This is a genomic window from Leptothrix mechoopdaensis (SeqCode), assembly GCF_053893855.1.
The window spans coordinates 1,423,444-1,443,348 of record NZ_CM132699.1; the positions used below are offsets into that span (position 1 = coordinate 1,423,444).

The window sequence follows — 19,905 nt, forward strand, 5'->3', positions numbered from 1 at the left end:
AGCGACGGCATGCTCACACTACAAGACTTGTTGCCTGGTGATGTGCTTCTGTGTCGCTATGCAATCACTGCGAGCCCACGCAAAGTGGTACGTGCGGGCATTGAGGCCGTCACCGGAAGCCCCTACACACACGCGGCTATCGTTCTAACGAGTTCACTGGCTCTTGATGCGAGGCCAGGTCATGGAGTGGAGTCCCGTCCGCTTGCAGAAGTGGTTGGGGAGGCACTGTATGTTGCCGTCCTTCGTCATCCTGATGCTTGGAATGAATCTCGACTAGAGAGCCTGATCGACTACGCGGCGGCGCTTCAGGCCATGGGTGTTGGCTACAACTATCGCGAAGCGCTCCGCTACTCCTCCAACAAGCGTGCTCATGATGTCGGCACGATGGATGCGCTAACTGAGTACTTTGACGAAGGCAAGCCGGAACCTGCAACTGACTTTGGTCCCTTCTTCTGCTCAGAACTTGTCGCTGCTTGCTTCGTGCACAGTGGCTTCATTCACACAAGTGCTGCCATAGTCATTGCACCCGGCGTGCAAGCTCCTGGCGACTTGGCAATGGAGCCGGCCTTCGGCTACTTGGTCGGTTTCGTTGCAAGCGATCCGAGCGTTGAAGTGCTGCATGACGACCCACTCATGACCCACGCGAGGTACGCTGACATCTTCGGGCAATAGAGCGCCTATTCGATGTGACGACGGCGTTCACACTAAAGTCATGAATGTAATTGGTGTTCAAGGTGTCGTAGGTTGACTTTTCACCTTCTCCGCCAGTCACTTGCCTCGCGTTCGTCCCCGAAAATCATCCATTTCGTGGACGAGTCGAGAGGCGGGCTGTGTGCGTGTGGCTGTCTCGAGGTCAGCGGTGAGGCTTGATCGGCTTGATCGTTCCTGCCATACGCTGTCGGCTGCCATCGCGCCTCGCCTTCTGGCGTTCCAGCTGCGCTGCGCTGGCGTCAGCTTGAGCCTTCATTAGCCTCGCTCGCTCCTTCGCTGCTGCTGCGCTGTCTTGCAAGCGCCTGACCCTCTGGTCGCCTGGTGTGCTCCCGCTGATCTCTTCAAGTCGCATCCTCTCTCTCCGCTAGTCGTCGCATATTTATGACTGGCTGAGCTAGCGCTGTTTGCGGCATTGTTGACCGACTGCACGGGGTGTCTGGCGTGCCCTGTTGCATGCACACGGGTTGAGCCTCGACCGACGTATCCTCTGCCAACAACAGTCAGAGAGGCGAGCCGTGTCCCAACCGTTCCTCAGCGCGAACCCAACAGACGATCAGCTGCGCGCCCTGGTCAAGTACCTGAGCACGTTCCGTGATGGCAGCGGCAACATCAGGGAGGCCGATCCTGACAAGACGACCAGAGCTGACTCCCGACAGATCGAGCGCTGCTTCGCCGAACTGTTCGGTGTGAAGCCGCCGGAAAGCAAGTCCTACTACGACTTCACCGTCGAGATCAACAAGGGTGGGGGCGTCGTAGTCAGTGCGGCTTCAGTCAAGTCGAAGGAGTCTGCAACGCTGCTCGACTACAAGGACGCAAGCAAGAGGAAGAAGCTCCGTGCGTACCTTGAAGTCGCGAACGCTGCTGCCAAAGACTGGAGCTTGTGCCATGAGTGGGGACTGACAGAAGACGACTTCAGGGCACACAGGCACGCGGCCAAGTTCGGTGAGGCCATCCTTCAGCGCCAGGCTGACGAGCGCAAGGCAGCGGAGGCCAAGGTGGAGAAGCAGCGCAAGCACGCCGCAGTCCGCAAGGTCGACGCGAACGCAAGCGTCTTCCTGTCGGTCATGTACTCGCCGATGGACAAGCAACACCAGCGAGACTACTTGGTGTCGTCGTTCCCCATTGTCTTGCCTGAGCCTGATAGATGGGAGTTCAGGAGCAAGGCGCTTGTTGGCTTCGACAGCAAGGACGGTGTGGTCTATGAGTGGTACGCGCTCTCGGGTAGCCAGTTCAAGTACTACCCGCTTATCAGTGACCGCACGTACGGATCAGGTCTCTTTCAGCTGCTGGTGCCGGCCCAGGAGTCGTTGCATCAGAAGTCTGTCCGCATGTTCGGCCACAGCTAGACAGCTACAGCAGTTCCTTGACCTTGCTCATGATGTGTTGCATCAGCAGAGGTGGCACAGCGTTGCCGATCTGCTCGAACTTCTCTTCAAGATCACCCGCTGGATCGAAGTGCGACGGGAAGGTCTGGATGGCTGCTGCCTCGCGCCATGACAGTCTGCGTGGCGGGTCGATCTTTGGGAAGTCAGGTGCGAACTCGACGTGATCGTAGACATCGGTGAAGCGCCACTTCTGCTTCCAGCCGTTCGCTAGGTCACTCCACTCAAGTTCCATCGCTGGTGATGCCGGATGCAGCGTGATGTGCCTGAAGTTCGCGACGACAGTGAACGCAGGGCTGTCCCAGCGATGACGTCGATTGCGCGACATGAAGTACCACGCGAAGTTCCCTTCGGGATCGTGCGGTCGCTCGTAGTACTCGCCCACCGGGTAAGGCGGGAGGTGCTTGATCGCTTCGCCGTGTGAGGCGTGGGGCAAGAGGCCGAGCTTCTTGGCGAGCTTCGGCTTGGTGTGGGTAGGTGACGGGAACTCAAACGTGTCGCTCACGTCGTGCCGCACGCCGACGATGATGACTCGCTTGCGGAACTGCGGAACGCCGTAGTCGGCAGCGTTCAGCAGCATGTGATGAACGTGGTACTTCACCGACAGGTCGTTCTCGTAGACCTCGATCTGCTTCCTGAACCACTCGCCGTTGTGCAGCTTTGCCAGCCCGGACACGTTCTCCGCGATGAAGACCTTGGGCTTGATCTTGTTGACTGCATCAGCGAAGCCTAGGAACAGGTTCGAGCGATCATCCTGTGACGGATCGCGAACGCCGCCCATGGAGAAGGGCTGGCACGGGTAGCCGCCGGTGACGACGTCTGCTTTGGGGTACGGGTTCTTCGCTGACGCATTGAACTCGAAGATGCCTGTGGTTCGAACGTCTGTGTCCGGGAAGTGCCGGGCGAAGGTCTCCGTGGATGCCTTGAAGTTGTCCAGCGCGAGCACGGTCTCGAAGCCGGCTGCATGTGCTCCGAAGTCCATGCCGCCCGCCCCGGAGAAGAGGGAGATGATGCGAGTTGCCATCGTGTTGTCGTTGTGTTAGCTCGAACCCGCCATGCTACCGGCCTTGGTCGGCTTTGGCCACGGGCTGCCTGTCGTGTTTGGCCAACATGCGCCTGAGTGGTCGTCGAGCATAGTCGTACGATTTTCGTGCACGTTGTGCATGTTTTTTCGTCGTTTGTCGGTGTCTGGGCTCAAGACCTTGATTGCGTCTAGCTCGGATGAACCGTGAGCGGCGTGCCAAGCATGGCTTGCAGGCCCGCCCGAACCTGCTCTGCATCGCCTGCGGTGCCCCACGTGTAGGCCAGGGCTAGTTGACGGGTCAGCGAAGCCCCGTGGCGTGTGTCGTAGGTCAGATAGCGGCCATCACTGGCCTTCAGGACATAGCGCCTTGCGTCTGGCTTGATCAAGTCTCGACCTCTCCAGTTGACTGCAGCACGTAGCCTCGACTTGGGACAAGTTGCCCAAGTCGTGCCGCACAGCCGATCACTTCTTCTTCGCGAAGCCCGCGCGCAGTGAGCCACTTGCTTGTTCGATCTGCGCATCCAGTTCCCCCGCCGTCACGGCCTCCTTGACTGCCTCAAGGGCTTCAATCAGTTCGGCCATGCTGCTCAGCTCGATCGCGTTCTTGCCCTTCGCAAGTTCGATCGGCTTGGCACCGTAGCGAACTGCGAGCATCACCTTCCCGGTCGCTGACTTCCACCACCATTGCTTGACGCGCGTAGCGGTCTCAACCTGCTTTCGCTCGCCCGTTTCGCTGTCCTGCACGAACTTCATCCGCTTTGCAGCGTAGGTGCTGCCTTCAGACTCTGCTTTGGCTGCAGCGATTTGGTCGAGGATTTTCCCAGTCAGCTTCGCGCGACGCAGACCGGCTGGCGATCGCTTCTCCGCGTGAGCCGCGACCAGCTTCAGCTTCGACAGTGCACTCATCTTCATCTCCTGTGTTGAGCGTGTAGGACAAGTGTGCTGTCGACCAGTGCTCAAGGTCGACCTGTTCTTGCCGTGAATCGCCACGTCTTGTTGGTCGATGCGATAAGTAGCTGTATGAGCAACACCTACAAGGCAACCCGAGACTTCTTCGATCAACACGCAGCAAACGTCACGCATGTGGCAGTCGCTCACACTCGGTACACGACCTACGATCGATGTGAAGCGGGCATGGCGCGCATCGTTGAGCTAGCCAAGAACGACTGCCGGCACTTCAGGAGTTGCTTCAACAAGGTGCTCTACGGAAAGCGTGCGCAACGAAAGCCAAAGCTCTATCAGCCGTTGATCTTGGCGACGCTTGAGGGGTCGCTTGTCACATCGGATCCGAACTTGACGCTGCACTACAACTTCTCGATGGGCAACCTGCCAAGTGAGATGACTGACGACGATCTGCGCAACGCAATGCGTGCGTGTTGGGTCGGACTAGCAGGGCAGCGCGACGACATCTACATCGAGAACGTAGTTGGTCGCTTGGAACGGGTGAAGGGATGGATCGGCTACAGCTTGAAAGAGGCTGAGCTACATCGCAACCACGACGTTTGGGACTTCGAGAACACTCAGATCCCACACGACGCACTGGCCGCAGGCTGAAGCTAGCACCAGTGGGTTGCAACGACGGGCACGCTCTGCCCGTAGTGCCGAAGGCATGACTTCAAGATCATGACTCGTTGGTCAGCATTGACTGACACTGTGCAGGCAAGTCACCTTGAACACGAAGTGCAGGGCATAGGGACACTGGCTTGCACACGCTGTAGGGGGCCTACAGCACGCGATCATGACGCTAGACATGCGCTGATAGCGGGACGGGCGTCCAAGCGCTTGCAGGGGCTGCAATCAGCGTGCGTCGTTCAGCGCCAGCGAACGGGGGGGTGAGCGGGATCAGCAAGAACCAAAGCTAATCCGCATTAGATGTGGTTCTGCACGCATGTCGTTGATCTGCAAGGAGAACTGCGACATGCCAGCATCCGGTCGCCCGATGAGACCAAAGACAGCACACTTCCCCACATGCAAGTCTTTGGTCTATGACGGAGGAACAGATGGGGCAAGCAAGGACACTGAGCGAGCGAGAGCTGAAGCGCGTGCTCGACTACATCGCGATCAACAAGCATGCTGCGCGCAATCGGGCGATGGTCATGCTCACGTACTGCGCAGGACTGCGGGTCAGCGAAGTCGCTGCCCTCATGTACTCAGACGTGATCGCCAGTGATGGCAGTGTCAGGGCTGAGTTCCGCCTGTCGGCCGAGCAGACCAAGGGAGGTCACGCGCGCACGGTCTTCGTCAGCGACAAGCTGCGCAAGGAGCTTGCGACGTACGTGAAGACGCTAAAGCGTCACGACAAGGACACGTTGCCGTTGTTCGGTACGCAGAAGCGCGATGGCTTCACTGCAAACACCTTGTGTCAGTACTTCCACTGGCTCTACAAGCGTGCAGGCATTGACGGGGCGAGCAGCCACAGTGGCCGTCGCACGTTCATCACGAACCTGGCATCGAAGGGCGTTGGTGTGCGGGTCCTCGCTGCGCTTGCCGGACACCGGAACCCATCGACCACGATGGTCTACATCGACGCCAGCGACGACATGAAGCGAAGGGCTGTGGAACTCGCACTCTGAGTGAGTCGGCTAGTCTGCAAGGCCAGGCAAGATCTTCTTAGCCTGGGTCTTGTCCATCACAGCTTTGGTTGTCAGCTGCAAGTCAATGCGCTTGCATGCGGCACGCATTTGGCGCGTGAACTTCTTCAGCGTCGATGCGTCCCCGAGTTGGTCAACGTTGTCCATCAACTCTTCTAGCGTCTTGAACGCTTCTCCGATCTCAAAGTCGCAGTACGCGATGAGATCCTTGTGCACTGCCATCGCAGCCTTCTTTGCACTCGATCCTGTTGTCTGAGCCGGCGTTGACGCCGGCGTCAACGCGGCAGCTACAGTTGCCGCGAGAGGTTGGGATGTCGATGTTCCATTCGACGTTGGCGCTGCTATGGGCTGGTGAACAGGCTTGGCTTGGTTCGAGTGTTGCGTCTCTAGCTGAGCTACTACGATGGGTTCGGTCGGTGTGCTGGCAACCCCTGCCGGTCGACTACTACCTTGGTTCTTGGTGTTCGTCTTCGTGTTGGCTGCTTTCGCCGAAGTCTGAGTGCCATCAAGACGGACTACTTCGAACTTCTTGTTGGCCTTCAGGCCTACCTCGTGCTGACACTTCAGATAGAGGTTGTGTTGGTTCGTGTCTGACGCGTGTAGCTGACTCTTGATGTCCGATAGGACTGCCTGGCGCCAAGTCATCGTGCGGTCGTGTGTGCCGTCTTGCGCCTGCTGTAGGTGCTCTCGGTAGATCTTGAGTGCTTGTTCGAACATTGACTTCTTGGGCTTCGGCTGCACGTTGCTTGCCATCGTGTACTCCGCGTGATTGACCTAGTGCCGGTTGGGCAACGGTTGGGTTGGTCGAGTTGACGTTTGCGACCTGCCTATACACGTCAATAAAACGTGCATGGGCAGCATAAAAAAGGCGCGACTATTCGCGCTATCGTCTTCGCGGTGCTCGAAGGCTGGCGATACGTGTAGTCAGTTGCTGCTCAGCTTCGTTAGCAAGTTCTTGAGTGATCCGAGCTTCGATCGCCTCGCGTTCTGCGATGTTGTGCAGTGCTGCAACTAGTGCCTGGAGCTTGACCTCTCGCTTCGAGAGCATGCCGGTCAACCTGCCGTCCCCAAGTCGTTCACGGCTTCGTGATGTCACTACGCGCGGCATGTCTGATGGCGACGGCGTGATGTCACCATCCCATCCGAACACAAGCGGGCGGTCGAACCACACCTGTAGGCCTGGGTCCGCTGCCAGTTGCTCCTCAAGGTACTCAATCAATCCCTCTAGCAACGTCTCGCACTTGCGGTAGCCACGTTGATGGGCCTTCAAGCCATCATGTGGTGATGACGGGAGAGTGTCTGCCGACTCGCTGTAGTGCTCGGCCTTTCCGTACTCGAAGAGAGCTTTCTTGAGTCGCGCCTCATACGTCAGTACCGCAGCAGGTTTGCTGACAAGCGAGTCGCGCAGCTTCTTCTGGTCTTCCCATGCGTCCGTCAGAGCACGATGTTCGGCGTCAAGTAGGACGTTCTTGAGGTCACGCTGCGCGACGTCCTCGCCCGCTCTAAGCTTGGCGATCAGTTCGTTCAGTCGTTCTTTGCGTCGCTGCGGGTCCACACGGTCTATCGAGGTGTCTTCGACCAAGCGTAGGCGATTCGTGCGTGTGATGCACGAAAAAGAGCCGTGTGTTCGGGGTGCTGTTCAACCGATCAAGCCGGACCTCAAATGTCGGCGTACTTCGTGATCAGGCTAGCCATCGCAGCGCCCTCGTTGCCCGACAGCTCCTTGGTGTACATGAGCGGCGTGATGTGGCTGTAGTGAGCCTCGATCATTGCCGTGCTCGTGCCGCATTGCTTCGCGATCAGCGACGCCGGGGTTCTGTCGAGCAGCATGTGCGTGATGTAGGTGTGACGCAGTGAGTACAGAGTGCGCTTGCCCCCCGATCCGCTGTCGAGCTTCAGGCGACGGAGCAGGGTGGTGAAGTTCCGACCTAGCGTGTCGCAGGTGCTGCCATCTGACAGTCGAAACACCAGTGGGTTCCAGTCGTCAGGCACGTTGTCCTCATTTCCGATCCACTCGGTCGACTTGCCGTGCATGTCTAGGATCATCTCGTGAACCGTGCTGTTGCCGACGACATGTCGACTGCCTGTGTAGAGCGTCGTCTTGCCCTTCCGCACCGTGATCACCACGTGATCCTCTTTGATCGCAATGTCGTTCCACCTCAAGTTGTCCATCTCAGTGCCTGGCCTCAAGCCGGTCAGCACTGCCACGTTGAAGTAGTAGTACAGCAGTTCGCGGATAGAGCGCGTCTGACTTGTCCGTCCCTCGTCGATCCACTCAGGGAACGCATTGCGGATCTTCTCGATCTCTTCAGCCGTGAAGTAGTCGCGACGCGTTGCCGCGACCCCGCCTGAAGACGACAGCACGGGCACCTGTCCCGGTGTCATCCACTTCCTCAGCACGGCCTCGTCGAAGACCTTGTGTAGCGCAACGTTGTGGGTCTTCAGCGTCGACTGTGCAGGCGTGCGTCCAAGTTGCTCGATGCGCCATGCATCGAACTCAGCCAGCTTCTGGCGATCGATGCTGGTGATGTACGTCCGATCGAAGAACGGGATGTGGTACTTCAGTAGCGCCCACTCGTGGTCCTTGACTGAGCCAGCGCCGCGCACGTTACTGGGTAGCTGCTTCATTCGCTCGATCGCCAGCTTTGCAACGTCCCGGAACGCCTTGGTCTGGATCGCGATGCCGTGCTCGTGCTTGATCTCGCACTCAGCGCGGACTCTGACAGCGGCAGTGATGGCCTTCGCCCGGTCTCGCTGCTTCGTTGTGCGCGACAGCCAGCGGCCGCCTACCTTGAAACGCGCGATCCAGACCCGGCTGTTCGCTTGGAGGTAGATGTGCAGGCCATCGTCTACCTCGTGTCTGTCGATCAGCGTACTCATCGTGTCTCGGCCGGTGGGGCAAGAGCTGCATTTTTGCAAAGTTTTTGCAAAGTCGCGATCTACGTCGCTATCTTATTGATTTTGAACGTGATTTCTTGAAGCATTGCTCTTGAAAACCGGCAACCCGCAAGGGTTCCAGGGTTCGAATCCCTGAGCTTCCGCCAGGATGGGTCAGAAGAGGCAAACAAGCCAGACAAGCCAAGGGCCCCGATCAAGGGGCCCTTTTCATGTGTCCTCTGCGCGCCCGACCTCAGCCGAAGCTGAGCGACTGCTCGATCACCAGCTTCTTCCAGCGCTGCTGTTCGCGCTGGATCATCTGGCCGAAATCGGACGGGGTGCTGCCGATCCATTCGAGGCCTTGCTGCGCGAGCGTCTGGCGCACCTGCGGCTGGCCCAGGGCCTTCAGGACGGCCTCGTGCAGCTGCTGCTGGCGCGCCGCGCTGATGCCGGCGGGGGCGAGGGCGCCGATCCAGGTGCTGACGTCGTAGTCGCGCACGCCGCCTTCCTGCAGCGTCGGCAGGTCGGGCGTGACGCTGTAGCGCTTCGCCGAGCTGACGCCCAGCACCTTGACGCGGCCCGACTTCACGTGCGGGCCGATCGCCACCCAGCTGCCGGCGAACAGCTGGACGTCGCCGTTCATGACCGCCTGCAGCGCCGGGACGCCGCCGCGGTAGGGGATGTGGACCAGGTGCGTGCCGGTGCGCTGCTTGAACAGCTCGACGGCCAGGTGGTTGAGGGTGCCCAGGCCGGCGGTCGAGTAGTTCAGCCGGCCGGGCTGGCGTCGCGCCAGCGCGATGAACTCGGCCATCGAGCTGACCGGCAGGTTCGCCGGCACCGCGTAGACCAGCGGAAAGCTCAGCAGCTGCGCGATCGGGGTGAAGTCGCGCTGGGTGTCGTAGCTCAGCTGCGGGTAGACCAGCGGGTTGGTCGCGTGCGAGTCGAACACCAGCATCAGCGTGTTCGGATCACCCGCCGCCCGGGCGACACTGGCGGCGGCGATCGAGCCGGACGCGCCGGCGCGGTTCTCGACCACCACCGACTGGCCCAGCTGTGCCGGCAACTGCTCGGCCAGCAGGCGCGCCGTCAGGTCCACCGACCCGCCCGGCGGCACCGGCACCACCAGCTGCAGCGGGCGGCTGTCGGCGGCACTGGCCGCCGGAGCCGTCTGGGCCTTGACGCCCCAGGGCAGGGAGGCGACCAGCGAGCTGGCCGCCGCGCGGCTGAGGATCTGGCGGCGGGCGGGCGAAGAGGGCAGGTCAGTCGTCATGGCGCGGCGGGATCGAATCCGAAACCGCGCAGTTTGACGGCTGCAGCTGACAACTTCGTGGCGTCGAGACGTCAGGTCAGCCGGTCATCCCGGGGTCGTGCAGGCGCACCGGCCGGTCTTGCTCTCCTGGCCGGGAGGGCAGGGCCACGTCTTGCGGGCACGGTCGTCGGCGCAGCGTGGCCGCGGTTCGAGTTCCGTGCACTGGCCCAGGATCAGCGTGCTCATCACGATCACGAAGACCTGAGCGGCGATCACCGTGCGCATCTGGCGATTCACAGGACTGCAGGAGGCGTGGCCGGTTGCAGCGACGTGGTGACACTGGCGGCGACCAGCACCTGGTAGAGCTGACCGTTCGTGTCGGCGCCGTTCCAGACCCGCAACTCCCCGTAGGTCGGGTCCATGATCGGCGCGGCCTCGGTCCAGCTGCCGGCGCTGCCCGTCAACAGGCGCAGCGTGTCGCCGTTGTCGCCCACGACCAGGAACTGCAGCCGGTCCGCGTCGGACGTGCCGGCGTTGTCCTTCAGGGGCGACCAGACGTTCCAGCCATCGGTGTCGTCATGCAGGGACAGGATGCCCGCGCCGCCCAGCTCCAGCGTGTTGTTGCCGCCGCCGGTGAGGTCGTAGCCCTCGATGCTGCGGGCGACGCTCGGTGCGCCGGGCGCCTTGTCCAGCGTCGAGGTGTGGCCTTGCACGTCGCTGCCCAGGGCCAGCAGGTCACGGCCCTTGCCGCCGTCGAGGATCAGCCAGCCGTTGCCGAACGAGGACGTCGACAGCTCCAGCCTGTCATGACCGGCGCCGCCCAGCGCGATCGTGCCGCCGGCCTGGATGTGCAGCGTGTCGTCACCGCCACCGCCCGCCAGGACGCCTCTGGCGTGGCCCGGCAAGGTCATGTCCTCGGACAGGTCGCTGCCCAGCGCGATCTCGAACAGGTCCCCTGGCGTGCCGCCATGCACGAGGCCGATCCGTTCGACGCCCGCGACGGTCGTGGCCGCGTCGCCGTGGCTGCCGTTGCCGTGGCGGATCTCCAGTTGAACGTCGCTGGTGGTGTCGACCGCCTTCAGGTTGAACTGCGCGACCAGGCCGGCCGCGTCCGGCGCGAAGGAGCCATTGACCCAGCTGCCGTGGGCCGACTTCAGCGTGACGCTGCCGTCCGCTTCCAGGACCGGATAGTTGGTCATGTCGCCGTCCATCCGCAGCAGCAGCGTGTCGTGATCGCCGCTGCCCATCTGGACGACGCTGCCGTGTTGCGGACCGCCGGCCAGGTGAACCACGTCATCGCCCGCCCCGGTGCTGATGTGGGCGGTGCCTTGCTGCGGCATGACGATGTCCCGGCCGGCGTGGCCGATGAGGGTGTCGCCGCCGGGGCTGCTGTCGAAGGTGACGACCGCGCTGGCCGGAACGGCCGAGGCGTCGCGCTGGTCGCCGGTCATCGCACCGGACCACGACTGGTCACCGGTGACCGGGTCGGTCAGCACGGTGTGGCTGCGCCAGAGCACCTGCATCGCGCGGTCGCCTTCGACCTGCAGCCATTGGTTCGCGGTGGCATCGCGGTAGGTCAGCTGGTAGGCCAGCGCCTCGATGTTCAGGGGCCAGGCCGTGTTGCCGGCCACCGGGTTTGGCACGTCGATGTCCTTGACGAGGACGCCGCTGGCGTTGAGCACGTGCAGCTTGAGGTTGGCGGGGTCGAAGTCCAGCCAGTGGCCGGACGCGGTGGCCGCGTCGGTCACGCCGTCGAGCACGATCGGCAGCACCAGGCCGTCGCGCAGGCCGGCGCCACCGTCGAGGGCAACGGCCTGCAGCGCGGTCAAGGTCTTGGGCGCCGCAGACGGGTCGAGCTTCCACGGCTCCAGCACGTCGTTGTGTGACGTCCCGGTGGTCCCGGCAACGGGTGCCTGCGCATACATCCACACGCTGCTCAGCGCAGCGGGAATGGCGTTGCCAAGACCCAGGCTGGCGACGATCGGGTGGCTGGCGCCGACGATGCTGGCGCTGCTGTCGGTGGGCAGTCGCAGCGGGTCGGTCGCCAGTCGCAGCTGGCCGCCCAGGCCGATGACATCGGTCTCGGTGTAGCTGAACACGAAACGCGCGACCGACTGGCTCTGGCCGGTCGACAGGCCTTGCCGGTCGTAACGGGCGACCAGCGGATGGGTGCCGCCATTGGCGTCCTGCGCGATCAGGTTCAGCGTCGGCACGCCGGAGATGACGACCTGCTGGTCGAAGGTCAGGTCCAGCGCGAGTTGCTTGCCCGGGAACACGGCCGTCGACGCCTGCAGGGTGATGGCCGAGACGGTCGGTGCCGCGCTCGGCGCAACCCCCGATCCACCGCCGCCGCTGTCGTCGTCCATCACGCTGACCCAGGTGTTGGGCTTCACCGCATCGGCGGTCTGCAGCGCGATGCCGAAGCTCTCGCCGGACTCGGGCAGGCTGTCGGCCTTGATCTGGACGGTCAGCGTCTTGCTGGTCTCGCCGGCCGCGAACGACACGGTGCCGGTGGGCAGCACGTCGCCGACGAAGTCGCTGGCGCCGAGGCCGCCAGCCGTCATCGTGGTCCAGTAGACGCTGCTGGACAGGCCGGTGTCGCCCGAGCGGCTGACCGTGAAGGTGACGGTCGTGCCGCTGTTGCCGGTGCCTTCGGTCACCTGCCCGTTGAGGGTCTGCGACGAGATGCCATAGCTGAAGGCGCCCGTCGGCAAGGTCACCATGACGGCGGGATCCACGACCAGCACGGTGTTCGCGGCCTTGTTGGCATAGACCACCTTGCCGCCCAGGGTGGCCTGCGCGCCCTCGTTCGTCCAGCCGCTGTCGGTCAGCTTCAGCGTGCTGCCGCTGTTGCCCGCGACCGCGAAGTTGGTGACGGCCGGACTGCCGGCCGTGGCGGAGACCCAGAGGTTCTTGCCGCTGTCGTCGCCGCTGTCGTGCAGGGCCAGGATCTGCGCCACGTCCAGCAGCAGCGTGTTCTGGCCACCGCCCGTGAGGTCGATGCCCTCGATGCGGCGCACGCCGCGCGACGGGTTGATCGCCATCGCGGTGGTGTTCTGCAACAGCCCGTCGAGCCGACCGGAGGCACCGCTGACGTTGCTGCCCAGCACCAGCCGGTCCGTGCCGGCGCCGCCGTCGATCTGCAGCGGCGTCTGCCAGTCGCTCAGGCGCAGCGTGCCGGCGTTGACGGTGATCTGGTCATCGCCCTGGCCCGACAAGGTCAGCTCGCCGGCGGTGAGGGTGTCGCTGCCGTCGCTGCCGACGACCACCTGCAGGTTGATGCGGCGGCTGGTGTTGTCCTCGTGGCGCAGCTGGATCTGCTCGACGTTGCTGACCAGCGCGACGACCTGGTTCAGCGCCAGGTCGGTCACCTGCCAGCGGCCGTCGTGGCCGCCGGTCGTCGCCGGATCGAGGCGGTAGCGGTCGACCCAGGTCGTGGTGTCCGAGCTGCTGGAACTGCTGCCCGAACCGTTGCCGGACAAGGTGCTGCGGATGACGAACGAGGCGCCGATGTCGACGATGCGGCTGTCCGAGCCCGGCAGGGTCAGGCGCAGCGTGTCGGTGCCGGTGCCGCCATCGATGGTGTCCTGACCCCGTCCGACGATGACGACGTCGTCGCCGGCGCCGGTGTTGATCGTGTTCGCGCCCCCTTGGCCGGCGACGATGTCGACGCCGGCGTGGCCGGTGATGGTGTCGCGGCCCGGGCCGGCCCGCACGAGGATGCGCTGACCGGTCGCGTGGCTGCTCAGGTCGATGGTGTCGGCGCCGAGCGAGCCCTGGACGAAGACGTCCTGACCAGCGGCATCGACCGACTCGGTCACGCCGCGCGCCAGCAGCAGCGGGTCGCCGTTGCCGGTGAACTGCCACTGGCCGCGCGTGTCGCGGTACAGCAGGTGATAGGCCAGTTGCTCGATGCCACCAGGCCAGGCGGCGTCGGTGGGCACGGTGTAGGTGCGCTGCAGCTGGTTGGCGGCATCCAGCAGCTGGACCTGTCGCGTGCTGTTGTCGGCCGCGAGCGTGTAGGCCAGGTGCCAGCCGGCCGCTGCGGCCTGGGTGTCGACGCTGGCGGGCAGCGCGATCGACAGGAGCAAGGTGTCGCGGTTGCCGTCGCCGCCCTGGACGGCCAGGTTGGCCAGCGTCAGCGGGGTCGCGGTGGGGTCGTGGATCCAGGGCGCGAGCAGGTCGTTGGCGGCGCTGCCGACGGCGCTGGTGCTGCCGCCATAGACCCAGGTCTGCTGGGTGAAGGGCAGGGCGGCGGGCGGCAGGACGAGGTTGGCCGTGCTGGCACCGCCGCTGCCGGCTGCGCTGATCTGTCCGCCGTTGAGATCGATGCTGGCGCTGTCCAGGTGGACGGACCCCCTGTCCCCCGGCTGCAGCGTGTAGACGAAGGACAGCGAGGTCTGGCCCCAGGTGCTGGCGTTGCTGGACGGGCGGTAGCGCGCCTGGACGGCGTGCGGGACGCCCTGGTCATCGGTCAGGGTCAGCGCCAGTTGCGGCGTGCCGCTGACCTGCACGGCGTTGTCGTATTCGACGTGGAACCACAGCTCGGACGGTTCGGCGGAGGCCGTGCCCGAGCCGCGGGTGCCGAAGCCGTCGGCAACCTCCAGCTCGCCGGCGTTGTAGGCGACGAAACGGACCGAGGGTGCTGATGTCGCGGTGATCTGCGCCTGGAAGCCGCCGTTCGGCGACACGTCGTTGCCGGCCAGATCCTGCAGGGCGTGGAGGTCGTTGCTGCCGTTGGTCGGATCCTGGTAGTTCACCTTCACCAGCTGTCCGGAGGTGACGGGTGTGGCCAGCGTCAGCGTCACGTGGCGAGACAGGTTGCCGGTGCCGACGACGACGGCGCTGACGTTCACCGCCACGTCGTTGACCCGGACGCTGAATGCGGCGAGCGGCGGCGGGTGGCTCGCGTCCAGGTCCTCGCTGGCGGTCAGCGTCACGATCGAGCCGCTGGCGTAGCTGGCCCACACGTACGGCTCGGTGTTGTCGGTCGCGATGGCGATGCTGTTGACCGCATCGGGCAGGTCGCCCGGCGGCGTGTAGCGGTTGCCGGCGGCGTCGAAGGTGTTGGTGTTGTGGCGGTTGAAGCTGGCCAGCGTGATGCCGCCGGCGCCGACGAAGTCGCCGGCCTGGACCTTGTAGACGAAGACGAGGTCGCTGCTGTAGGTGTAGCCATCGGCCGCCTGGGCCGACGTGAAGCTCTTGCTGCGGTCCAGCAGGGCCTCGCGGCTGCCGTTGGCCAGCACGATGCCGACGCCGGGGGTGGCGTTGGTGCTGACGCGCACCGGCTCGGCGTAGTGGAGCGTCACGCGCACGTGGTCGCCGATCGCCAGCGGGCCGGACTTCGGCGTGATGCCATCGGCCGCATAGCCGGCGACCTGCGTGCCCGGGCTGGTCGGCCGCGTGATGTCGGCCGGCAGCGTGAAGGTGATCGGCGCGGGGTTGGCGTTGCCGGCCGCGTCGTGGACCGAACCGCTGGCAAGCGTCAGCACATCGCCGCTGGCCGCCGTGTTGCCGCTGCCCAGGCCCAGCAGGTAGGTGCGGCCCAGGGCACCGCTGGTGCTGCTGGCGACGGCTTCATCGAGCTGTGTCGCGGAGGCCCACGGGTCGGTGCCTTCCGGCACGGTCGACGAGCGGGCGAACCAGGACGACACGCCGAGCACCACCTCGCGGGCGTTGGGGTTGGACACGCTCGACAGGCTGCCGATGTACCACTCGCCGGGCGACGATTCGGCCTTGGACAGCAGGTAGTTGTTCCACCCCGCCTGCCGCCACAGGTACCAGACGCCGCCGCTGGCATCGGTGTGGGTGTAGATGGTGCTGGTGGCGTCGACATTGAAGGCCGACTTGAGACCCAGCGCGTAGTCGCTGGAGAAGGTCGGGACGCGGGTGTTGCCACCCTTGCCGCCATTGAGCGAGCTGTCCCACAGCGACGTGAAGGCACCGTTGACCCGATCGCTCCCGAAGCCCTTCAGCGTGATCTGGCTCGGCGTGTAGGCGTCGAGCGTCCAGCCACTGCCCAGGCTGTGCGTGCTGCCATCGCTGCCCTTGAGCACGATCGTGCCATTGGCGATGGCCGCGCGGATGTCTTCGACGCGGACCGACTCGCTGAAGCGCAGCCGCAGCGTGTCGGCCGAAGCGCTGGTCAGCACGCCGCGGTCGAGGGTCTCGGTCAGCTCGGTGGTCGAGGCGGTCGGCGGCGTCGTGTCGCCGGAGCCGGATCCTGCCGTCACGGTCACCGGCAGATCCGCGTTCCTGGCTGCCTTGTGGCCGCCGACGGTCTCGGTGGCGGTCACGCTGGCCTTGAGCGTGAAGCTGCCGCTATAGGTCGCGGGCGGTGTCAGCGTCAGGCCGGCAAGCTGGTCGGCCGGCACGCTGAAGACGCCGCCGGTTGCCGTGAAGACGGTGGTGCCGCTGCGCAGCACCGAGCCGTCGGGCGCGCCGCTCAGGGACACCGACGACAGCGTTTCCGAGCCGTCGGTGTCGGTCAGCGCGGCGGTGATGGCCAGGGCGACGATGCCGCCCCGGATGCCGCTGGCCGCCGTCACCTGCAGGTCCGGCAGGCTGGCGGTGGTGTCGACGAACGCTGCGGCACGGGCGGCCACGGCGGGGTGGGACAGCGTGGGCGACAGGCCGGCGGCATCGACGATGCGGCTGCCGGCCAGGCGCAGGGCATCGGCCGGCACGGCGATGCCGTCGGCATCGGTGTCGCCGGCTCGCACGACATAGGCGAAGTGCAGCACCCGGCGGTCGTCGCTGGTGCCGACCAGGCTGGCGCTGCGGGCCAGCGCGGCGCTGCCGGTGCCCATCAGGAGCTGTGCCTGCAGGCCGATGCCCTGGACCGTCACGGCCGCGCTGAAGGTGGCGTCGATCTCGATGCGGTCGCCGACCTGGTAGCCGCCGCTGGTAGGCACGTTGACGAGCTGGACGCTGGCCAGCGTCGTCGCGGAGACCTCGCCGGCCCTGGGCGCCAGCTCGAAGCTGCGCAGCGGCGAGTCGTGCAGGACGTTGCCGGCCGCATCGGTGAGGGTGCCGCGCACCGTGAAGGGCCCCGAGCCCATCGTGAGCAGGTCCGCCGCCGTCAGCTTGACGGTCTCGATGCCGCCACTGGCCTTCGTGAAGGTCTTGGTGACGGTCTTCCGGGTGTCGCCGCTGTCGGGGTAGAAGACCAGCGAGCCGCTGGCACCGACCTCGGTGCGGTAGCTGATGGCCAGGTCGCGGCCGCTGTCGATGATCTGGCGCTCAAGCGCGCTGATGCGGTCGTCGCCGCTGATCGGGCTCAGGCTGATCTGGGCGGCAGTGTCGACGGTCCAGACCCGCGCGGCGCTGCTCTTGACGCTCGTCGTGTCGATCGAGACCTGCAGCAGCTGCGCAGCGTCGGCCGTGGCGCCGGCATTGATGTCCAGCTCGGCTGTCCAGGTGCCCGCTGCCTTGTCGATGTGCGTGACGGTCGACAGCAGCGTGGCGCCGGCGGCTTGCGCCAGCGGGCGCAGGCTCACGTGCAGGTCGTTGTCGTTCAGGCCGGCCAGCAGCGTGGCATCGCCGGTGATCGTGCCGCTGACGACCAGCTTGTGGGCCGCGCTGGCGGCCGCCAGTTCGCTGGCGTTGAGGATGTTGTCCTGGGTCACCGCATGGATGCCGAGGTCGACCGAGCCGACGTCGAAGGTCCAGGCGCCGGTGCTGTCGCGGCTCAGGCCGGCGTGGGCGTTGCCGGCCCGGTCGGTGATCGCGCCGGCATCGATCGTGACCTGGTAGTGGCCGGGCGCGAGGGTCTTGCCCAGTGCCACCGTGACGCTCTGGCCATCGGCCCCGAATGCCACGGCCGTGGCGGCGATGCGGGCGACTTCGGTCGCGCGACCGTCGACGATCTGCCAGACCACGAAGCTGCCGCTGCTGCCGGCCTTGACGGGTTCGGAGAAGTGCAGCGTCAGGTGGTCGGCGAGTGCCTTGCCGATGGTCGCGCCGGACAGCGGCACCTGCGTGCTGGCGTCGAACGTCGGCGCGGTGGTGTCCAGGCGCAGCGACGTCAGGCCGTCGGCCGCCATGTTGTTGAGCGTGTCCAGATTGACGTGGTTGCCCAGCGATGTGAACGGATTGCCGGCGAGGTCGGTGATGGCCGCATCGGGCGGAAAGCGCAGGTCGTTGACCTGCAAGCGCTGGTTGACGTTGACGGACCCCAGTTCGGCGTTGTCGTCCGGTCCGACCTGGTAGTCGAACACGAGGTGCTGGCTGCTGCTGGCCGAGGCCACGTAGAGGGCCTTGCGCGTGGGCGCCGTGCCGGCGATGAAGGACAGCTCCGGGACGCCCTGGACGACACCGGGCTCGTCGAGCACCAGCGTCCAGCGCAGCGTGTCGCCGGCCTTCAGCACGGTCGTCTTGACGGCGGGGTTGCCGGTCAGGCCGATGACCTGCAAGCCCTTGGCCAGCGGCGCGGTGCTGTCGACGGCGATCCGCAGCTCATTGGCCATGTAGCGGTCGGACGGCAAGGCGAGCGTGACCGGCAGGTTCAGGTCCGGATCGTCCTTCAGCGCCAGGCGCCAGGTGGTGCCCGAGCCGGACCAGTCGGCGTCGACCGGCGATACCGCGCCACGCAAGGCGGCGGCCACGTCGGTCTTCAGGGTCGCGAGCTGGGTCGCATCCGGTGCCGTCTCGAACTGGAAGCTCAGCGTGGCGTCGGCGCCCCGGCTCAAGGCGGTGCGGCTGGCCGAGATGAAGACGGCCTGCCCGTTCGGATCGCCGGTGCCGAAGGCCGATTTCGCGGCGTTGAAGGCGGTGTTGCGGATCGCGTCGAGCAGCGTCGGGTCGATGCGGTCGGCCAGTCCGGCAGCGGCCTGCGACAGCAGGGCCAGCGCGGCGGTGTCGAGGCCGTTGAACTGCGCCGCGACCTCGCCCTGGATCGTCACCGTCATGCCGCTCTGCAGCGTGCGCAAGGTCGCGTCCATCGGGTTGTCGGCACCGTTGCGGCTTTGCGATTCGTCCATGCCCGACAGCAAGGCCAGTGCGTGGCCGTAGCTGTCGGTGTCGGCGGTGGTGCTGGTGCGGGTGACGACCTTGGGGGTGCCGCCGACGATGTCGGACACGCCGAAGAGCTGGCCGATCGCGCGGTTCAGCGACGACACGACACTGGCCTGCTGCGCATCGACCGTGTGACCGTTGGCGCCGTTGACGATGTGGCGCGTCGCCAGCTCCGTCAGCGGCGTGATCGCGGCGGTCTGCTGGACGGCAGTGCCGACGATCATCGTCGTGCGCAGTTCGCCGACCAGGTCACGCGACTCGCCGGTGGCCTCGTCGACATAGCCGATGCCGTCGGTCGGATCGGCATCGACGGCGACCAGGGTGATCGCCTGGCCCGCCAGCGTCGCGGCGATGTTGTGGAGCGCGAAATGGCCCTGGTCATCGGTCAGGGCGGTGTCGATGGCGTTGCCGTTGCGGTCGTAGGCGGTGATCAGCAGGCCTGCCGAGGACAAGCCCATCGCGACCACGCCGCTGAAGCTGAGCTTGGCGTTCGTCGTGCCGCCATCGGTACCACCGCCGGTGTTGCCACCGGTGTTGCCGCCGCCGGAACTGGTCGAACCTGTCTTGCCCCCGCCCGCCAGCCCGCCCACCAGCAGCAGGCCGGCACCGGCTGCGGCTGCGGCTGCGAGGGTGCCCAGGCTGTAGCCGCCCAGACCGGACGATGACGCTGCCGCCGTGTCGGCGACCGGCGCATCGGCCCTGGCCACGGCGCCGGAGGAGGGCGCCCCGGCCGCGCCGGTGTCGAGCAGGGCCAGCAAGCCGGGCTCCGAACTGCCCGGGTCCGACACCCCCTCGTTCGTCACGACCGCCGGGTCGGCATGGGCGTCCAGGTCGACGCGGTTGGCGTCGGGCAGGTCGACGCTCATGTCGTCTGCGTGGCGGGTCTTGGCCCGCTTGCCGGCCTGCAGCTTCTCCGTCGCGATGGACGGGCGGTCGTTCTTGGCTGACATGGTGATTCCCTGTGCTGGCTGGTTCGGAGAACCGGCAAGACTAGGGGGGCGTTTTCGCCCGAGGGATCACCGGAATCTGTCAAACGCGGCTTCAAGCCTCGTCATT

The 19,905-nt window shown here is 65.1% G+C and carries 13 protein-coding genes; 4 read left to right on the forward strand and 9 right to left on the reverse strand.

All coding sequences use genetic code 11. From position 1 onward, the window contains the following. Positions 1–9 precede the first annotated feature (9 nt). Positions 10–672 carry a hypothetical protein gene (locus ACWA7K_RS06440; protein ID WP_456166784.1) on the forward strand — a complete coding sequence of 221 codons (663 nt, stop codon included), beginning with the start codon at positions 10–12 and terminating at the stop codon, positions 670–672. Between the two features lie 554 nt (positions 673–1,226). Continuing rightward, positions 1,227–2,057 (forward strand): hypothetical protein, encoded by an 831-nt coding sequence (locus tag ACWA7K_RS06445; protein ID WP_456166786.1) that lies wholly within the window; start codon positions 1,227–1,229, stop codon positions 2,055–2,057. A gap of 4 nt (positions 2,058–2,061) precedes the next feature. On the opposite strand, the gene ACWA7K_RS06450 is transcribed toward ACWA7K_RS06445, so the two are convergent. The 3 genes from ACWA7K_RS06450 to ACWA7K_RS06460 all read right to left on the reverse strand — a co-directional run bounded on the left by ACWA7K_RS06450 (position 2,062) and on the right by ACWA7K_RS06460 (position 4,023). Further along, the gene (locus ACWA7K_RS06450) at positions 2,062–3,117 is read right to left on the reverse strand and encodes a DNA cytosine methyltransferase (protein ID WP_456166788.1); all 1,056 of its coding nucleotides are present in this window, start codon (positions 3,115–3,117) and stop codon (positions 2,062–2,064) included. Positions 3,118–3,305: 188 nt separating this feature from the next. Beyond that, positions 3,306–3,503 (reverse strand): hypothetical protein, encoded by a 198-nt coding sequence (locus tag ACWA7K_RS06455; RefSeq protein WP_456166790.1) that lies wholly within the window; start codon positions 3,501–3,503, stop codon positions 3,306–3,308. A gap of 76 nt (positions 3,504–3,579) precedes the next feature. Then, positions 3,580–4,023 carry a DUF6641 family protein gene (locus ACWA7K_RS06460; RefSeq protein ID WP_456166792.1) on the reverse strand — a complete coding sequence of 148 codons (444 nt, stop codon included), beginning with the start codon at positions 4,021–4,023 and terminating at the stop codon, positions 3,580–3,582. Positions 4,024–4,137: 114 nt separating this feature from the next. Between ACWA7K_RS06460 and ACWA7K_RS06465 the strand changes: the two genes are divergently transcribed. Beyond that, a complete protein-coding gene (locus tag ACWA7K_RS06465; RefSeq protein WP_456166794.1) occupies positions 4,138–4,671 on the forward strand; it encodes a hypothetical protein in 534 nt (177 codons plus the stop codon). Between the two features lie 446 nt (positions 4,672–5,117). Beyond that, positions 5,118–5,690 carry a tyrosine-type recombinase/integrase gene (locus ACWA7K_RS06470; RefSeq protein WP_456168701.1) on the forward strand — a complete coding sequence of 191 codons (573 nt, stop codon included), beginning with the start codon at positions 5,118–5,120 and terminating at the stop codon, positions 5,688–5,690. A 9-nt stretch (positions 5,691–5,699) separates the two neighbouring features. On the opposite strand, the gene ACWA7K_RS06475 is transcribed toward ACWA7K_RS06470, so the two are convergent. From ACWA7K_RS06475 to ACWA7K_RS06500, 6 genes are all read right to left on the reverse strand, one after another. Beyond that, the gene (locus ACWA7K_RS06475) at positions 5,700–6,461 is read right to left on the reverse strand and encodes a hypothetical protein (RefSeq protein ID WP_456166796.1); all 762 of its coding nucleotides are present in this window, start codon (positions 6,459–6,461) and stop codon (positions 5,700–5,702) included. 130 nt (positions 6,462–6,591) lie between these two features. Beyond that, a complete protein-coding gene (locus ACWA7K_RS06480) occupies positions 6,592–7,290 on the reverse strand; it encodes a hypothetical protein (RefSeq protein ID WP_456166798.1) in 699 nt (232 codons plus the stop codon). A 77-nt stretch (positions 7,291–7,367) separates the two neighbouring features. Continuing rightward, complete coding sequence (locus ACWA7K_RS06485) at positions 7,368–8,588, reverse strand: tyrosine-type recombinase/integrase (RefSeq protein ID WP_456166800.1); 1,221 nt, start codon at positions 8,586–8,588, stop codon at positions 7,368–7,370. A gap of 250 nt (positions 8,589–8,838) precedes the next feature. Then, a complete protein-coding gene (locus ACWA7K_RS06490; protein WP_456166802.1) occupies positions 8,839–9,855 on the reverse strand; it encodes a tripartite tricarboxylate transporter substrate binding protein in 1,017 nt (338 codons plus the stop codon). 84 nt (positions 9,856–9,939) lie between these two features. Then, positions 9,940–10,119 carry a hypothetical protein gene (locus tag ACWA7K_RS06495; RefSeq protein WP_456166804.1) on the reverse strand — a complete coding sequence of 60 codons (180 nt, stop codon included), beginning with the start codon at positions 10,117–10,119 and terminating at the stop codon, positions 9,940–9,942. An 8-nt stretch (positions 10,120–10,127) separates the two neighbouring features. Further along, a complete protein-coding gene (locus ACWA7K_RS06500) occupies positions 10,128–19,799 on the reverse strand; it encodes a SwmB domain-containing protein (protein ID WP_456166806.1) in 9,672 nt (3,223 codons plus the stop codon). Positions 19,800–19,905 lie beyond the last annotated feature (106 nt).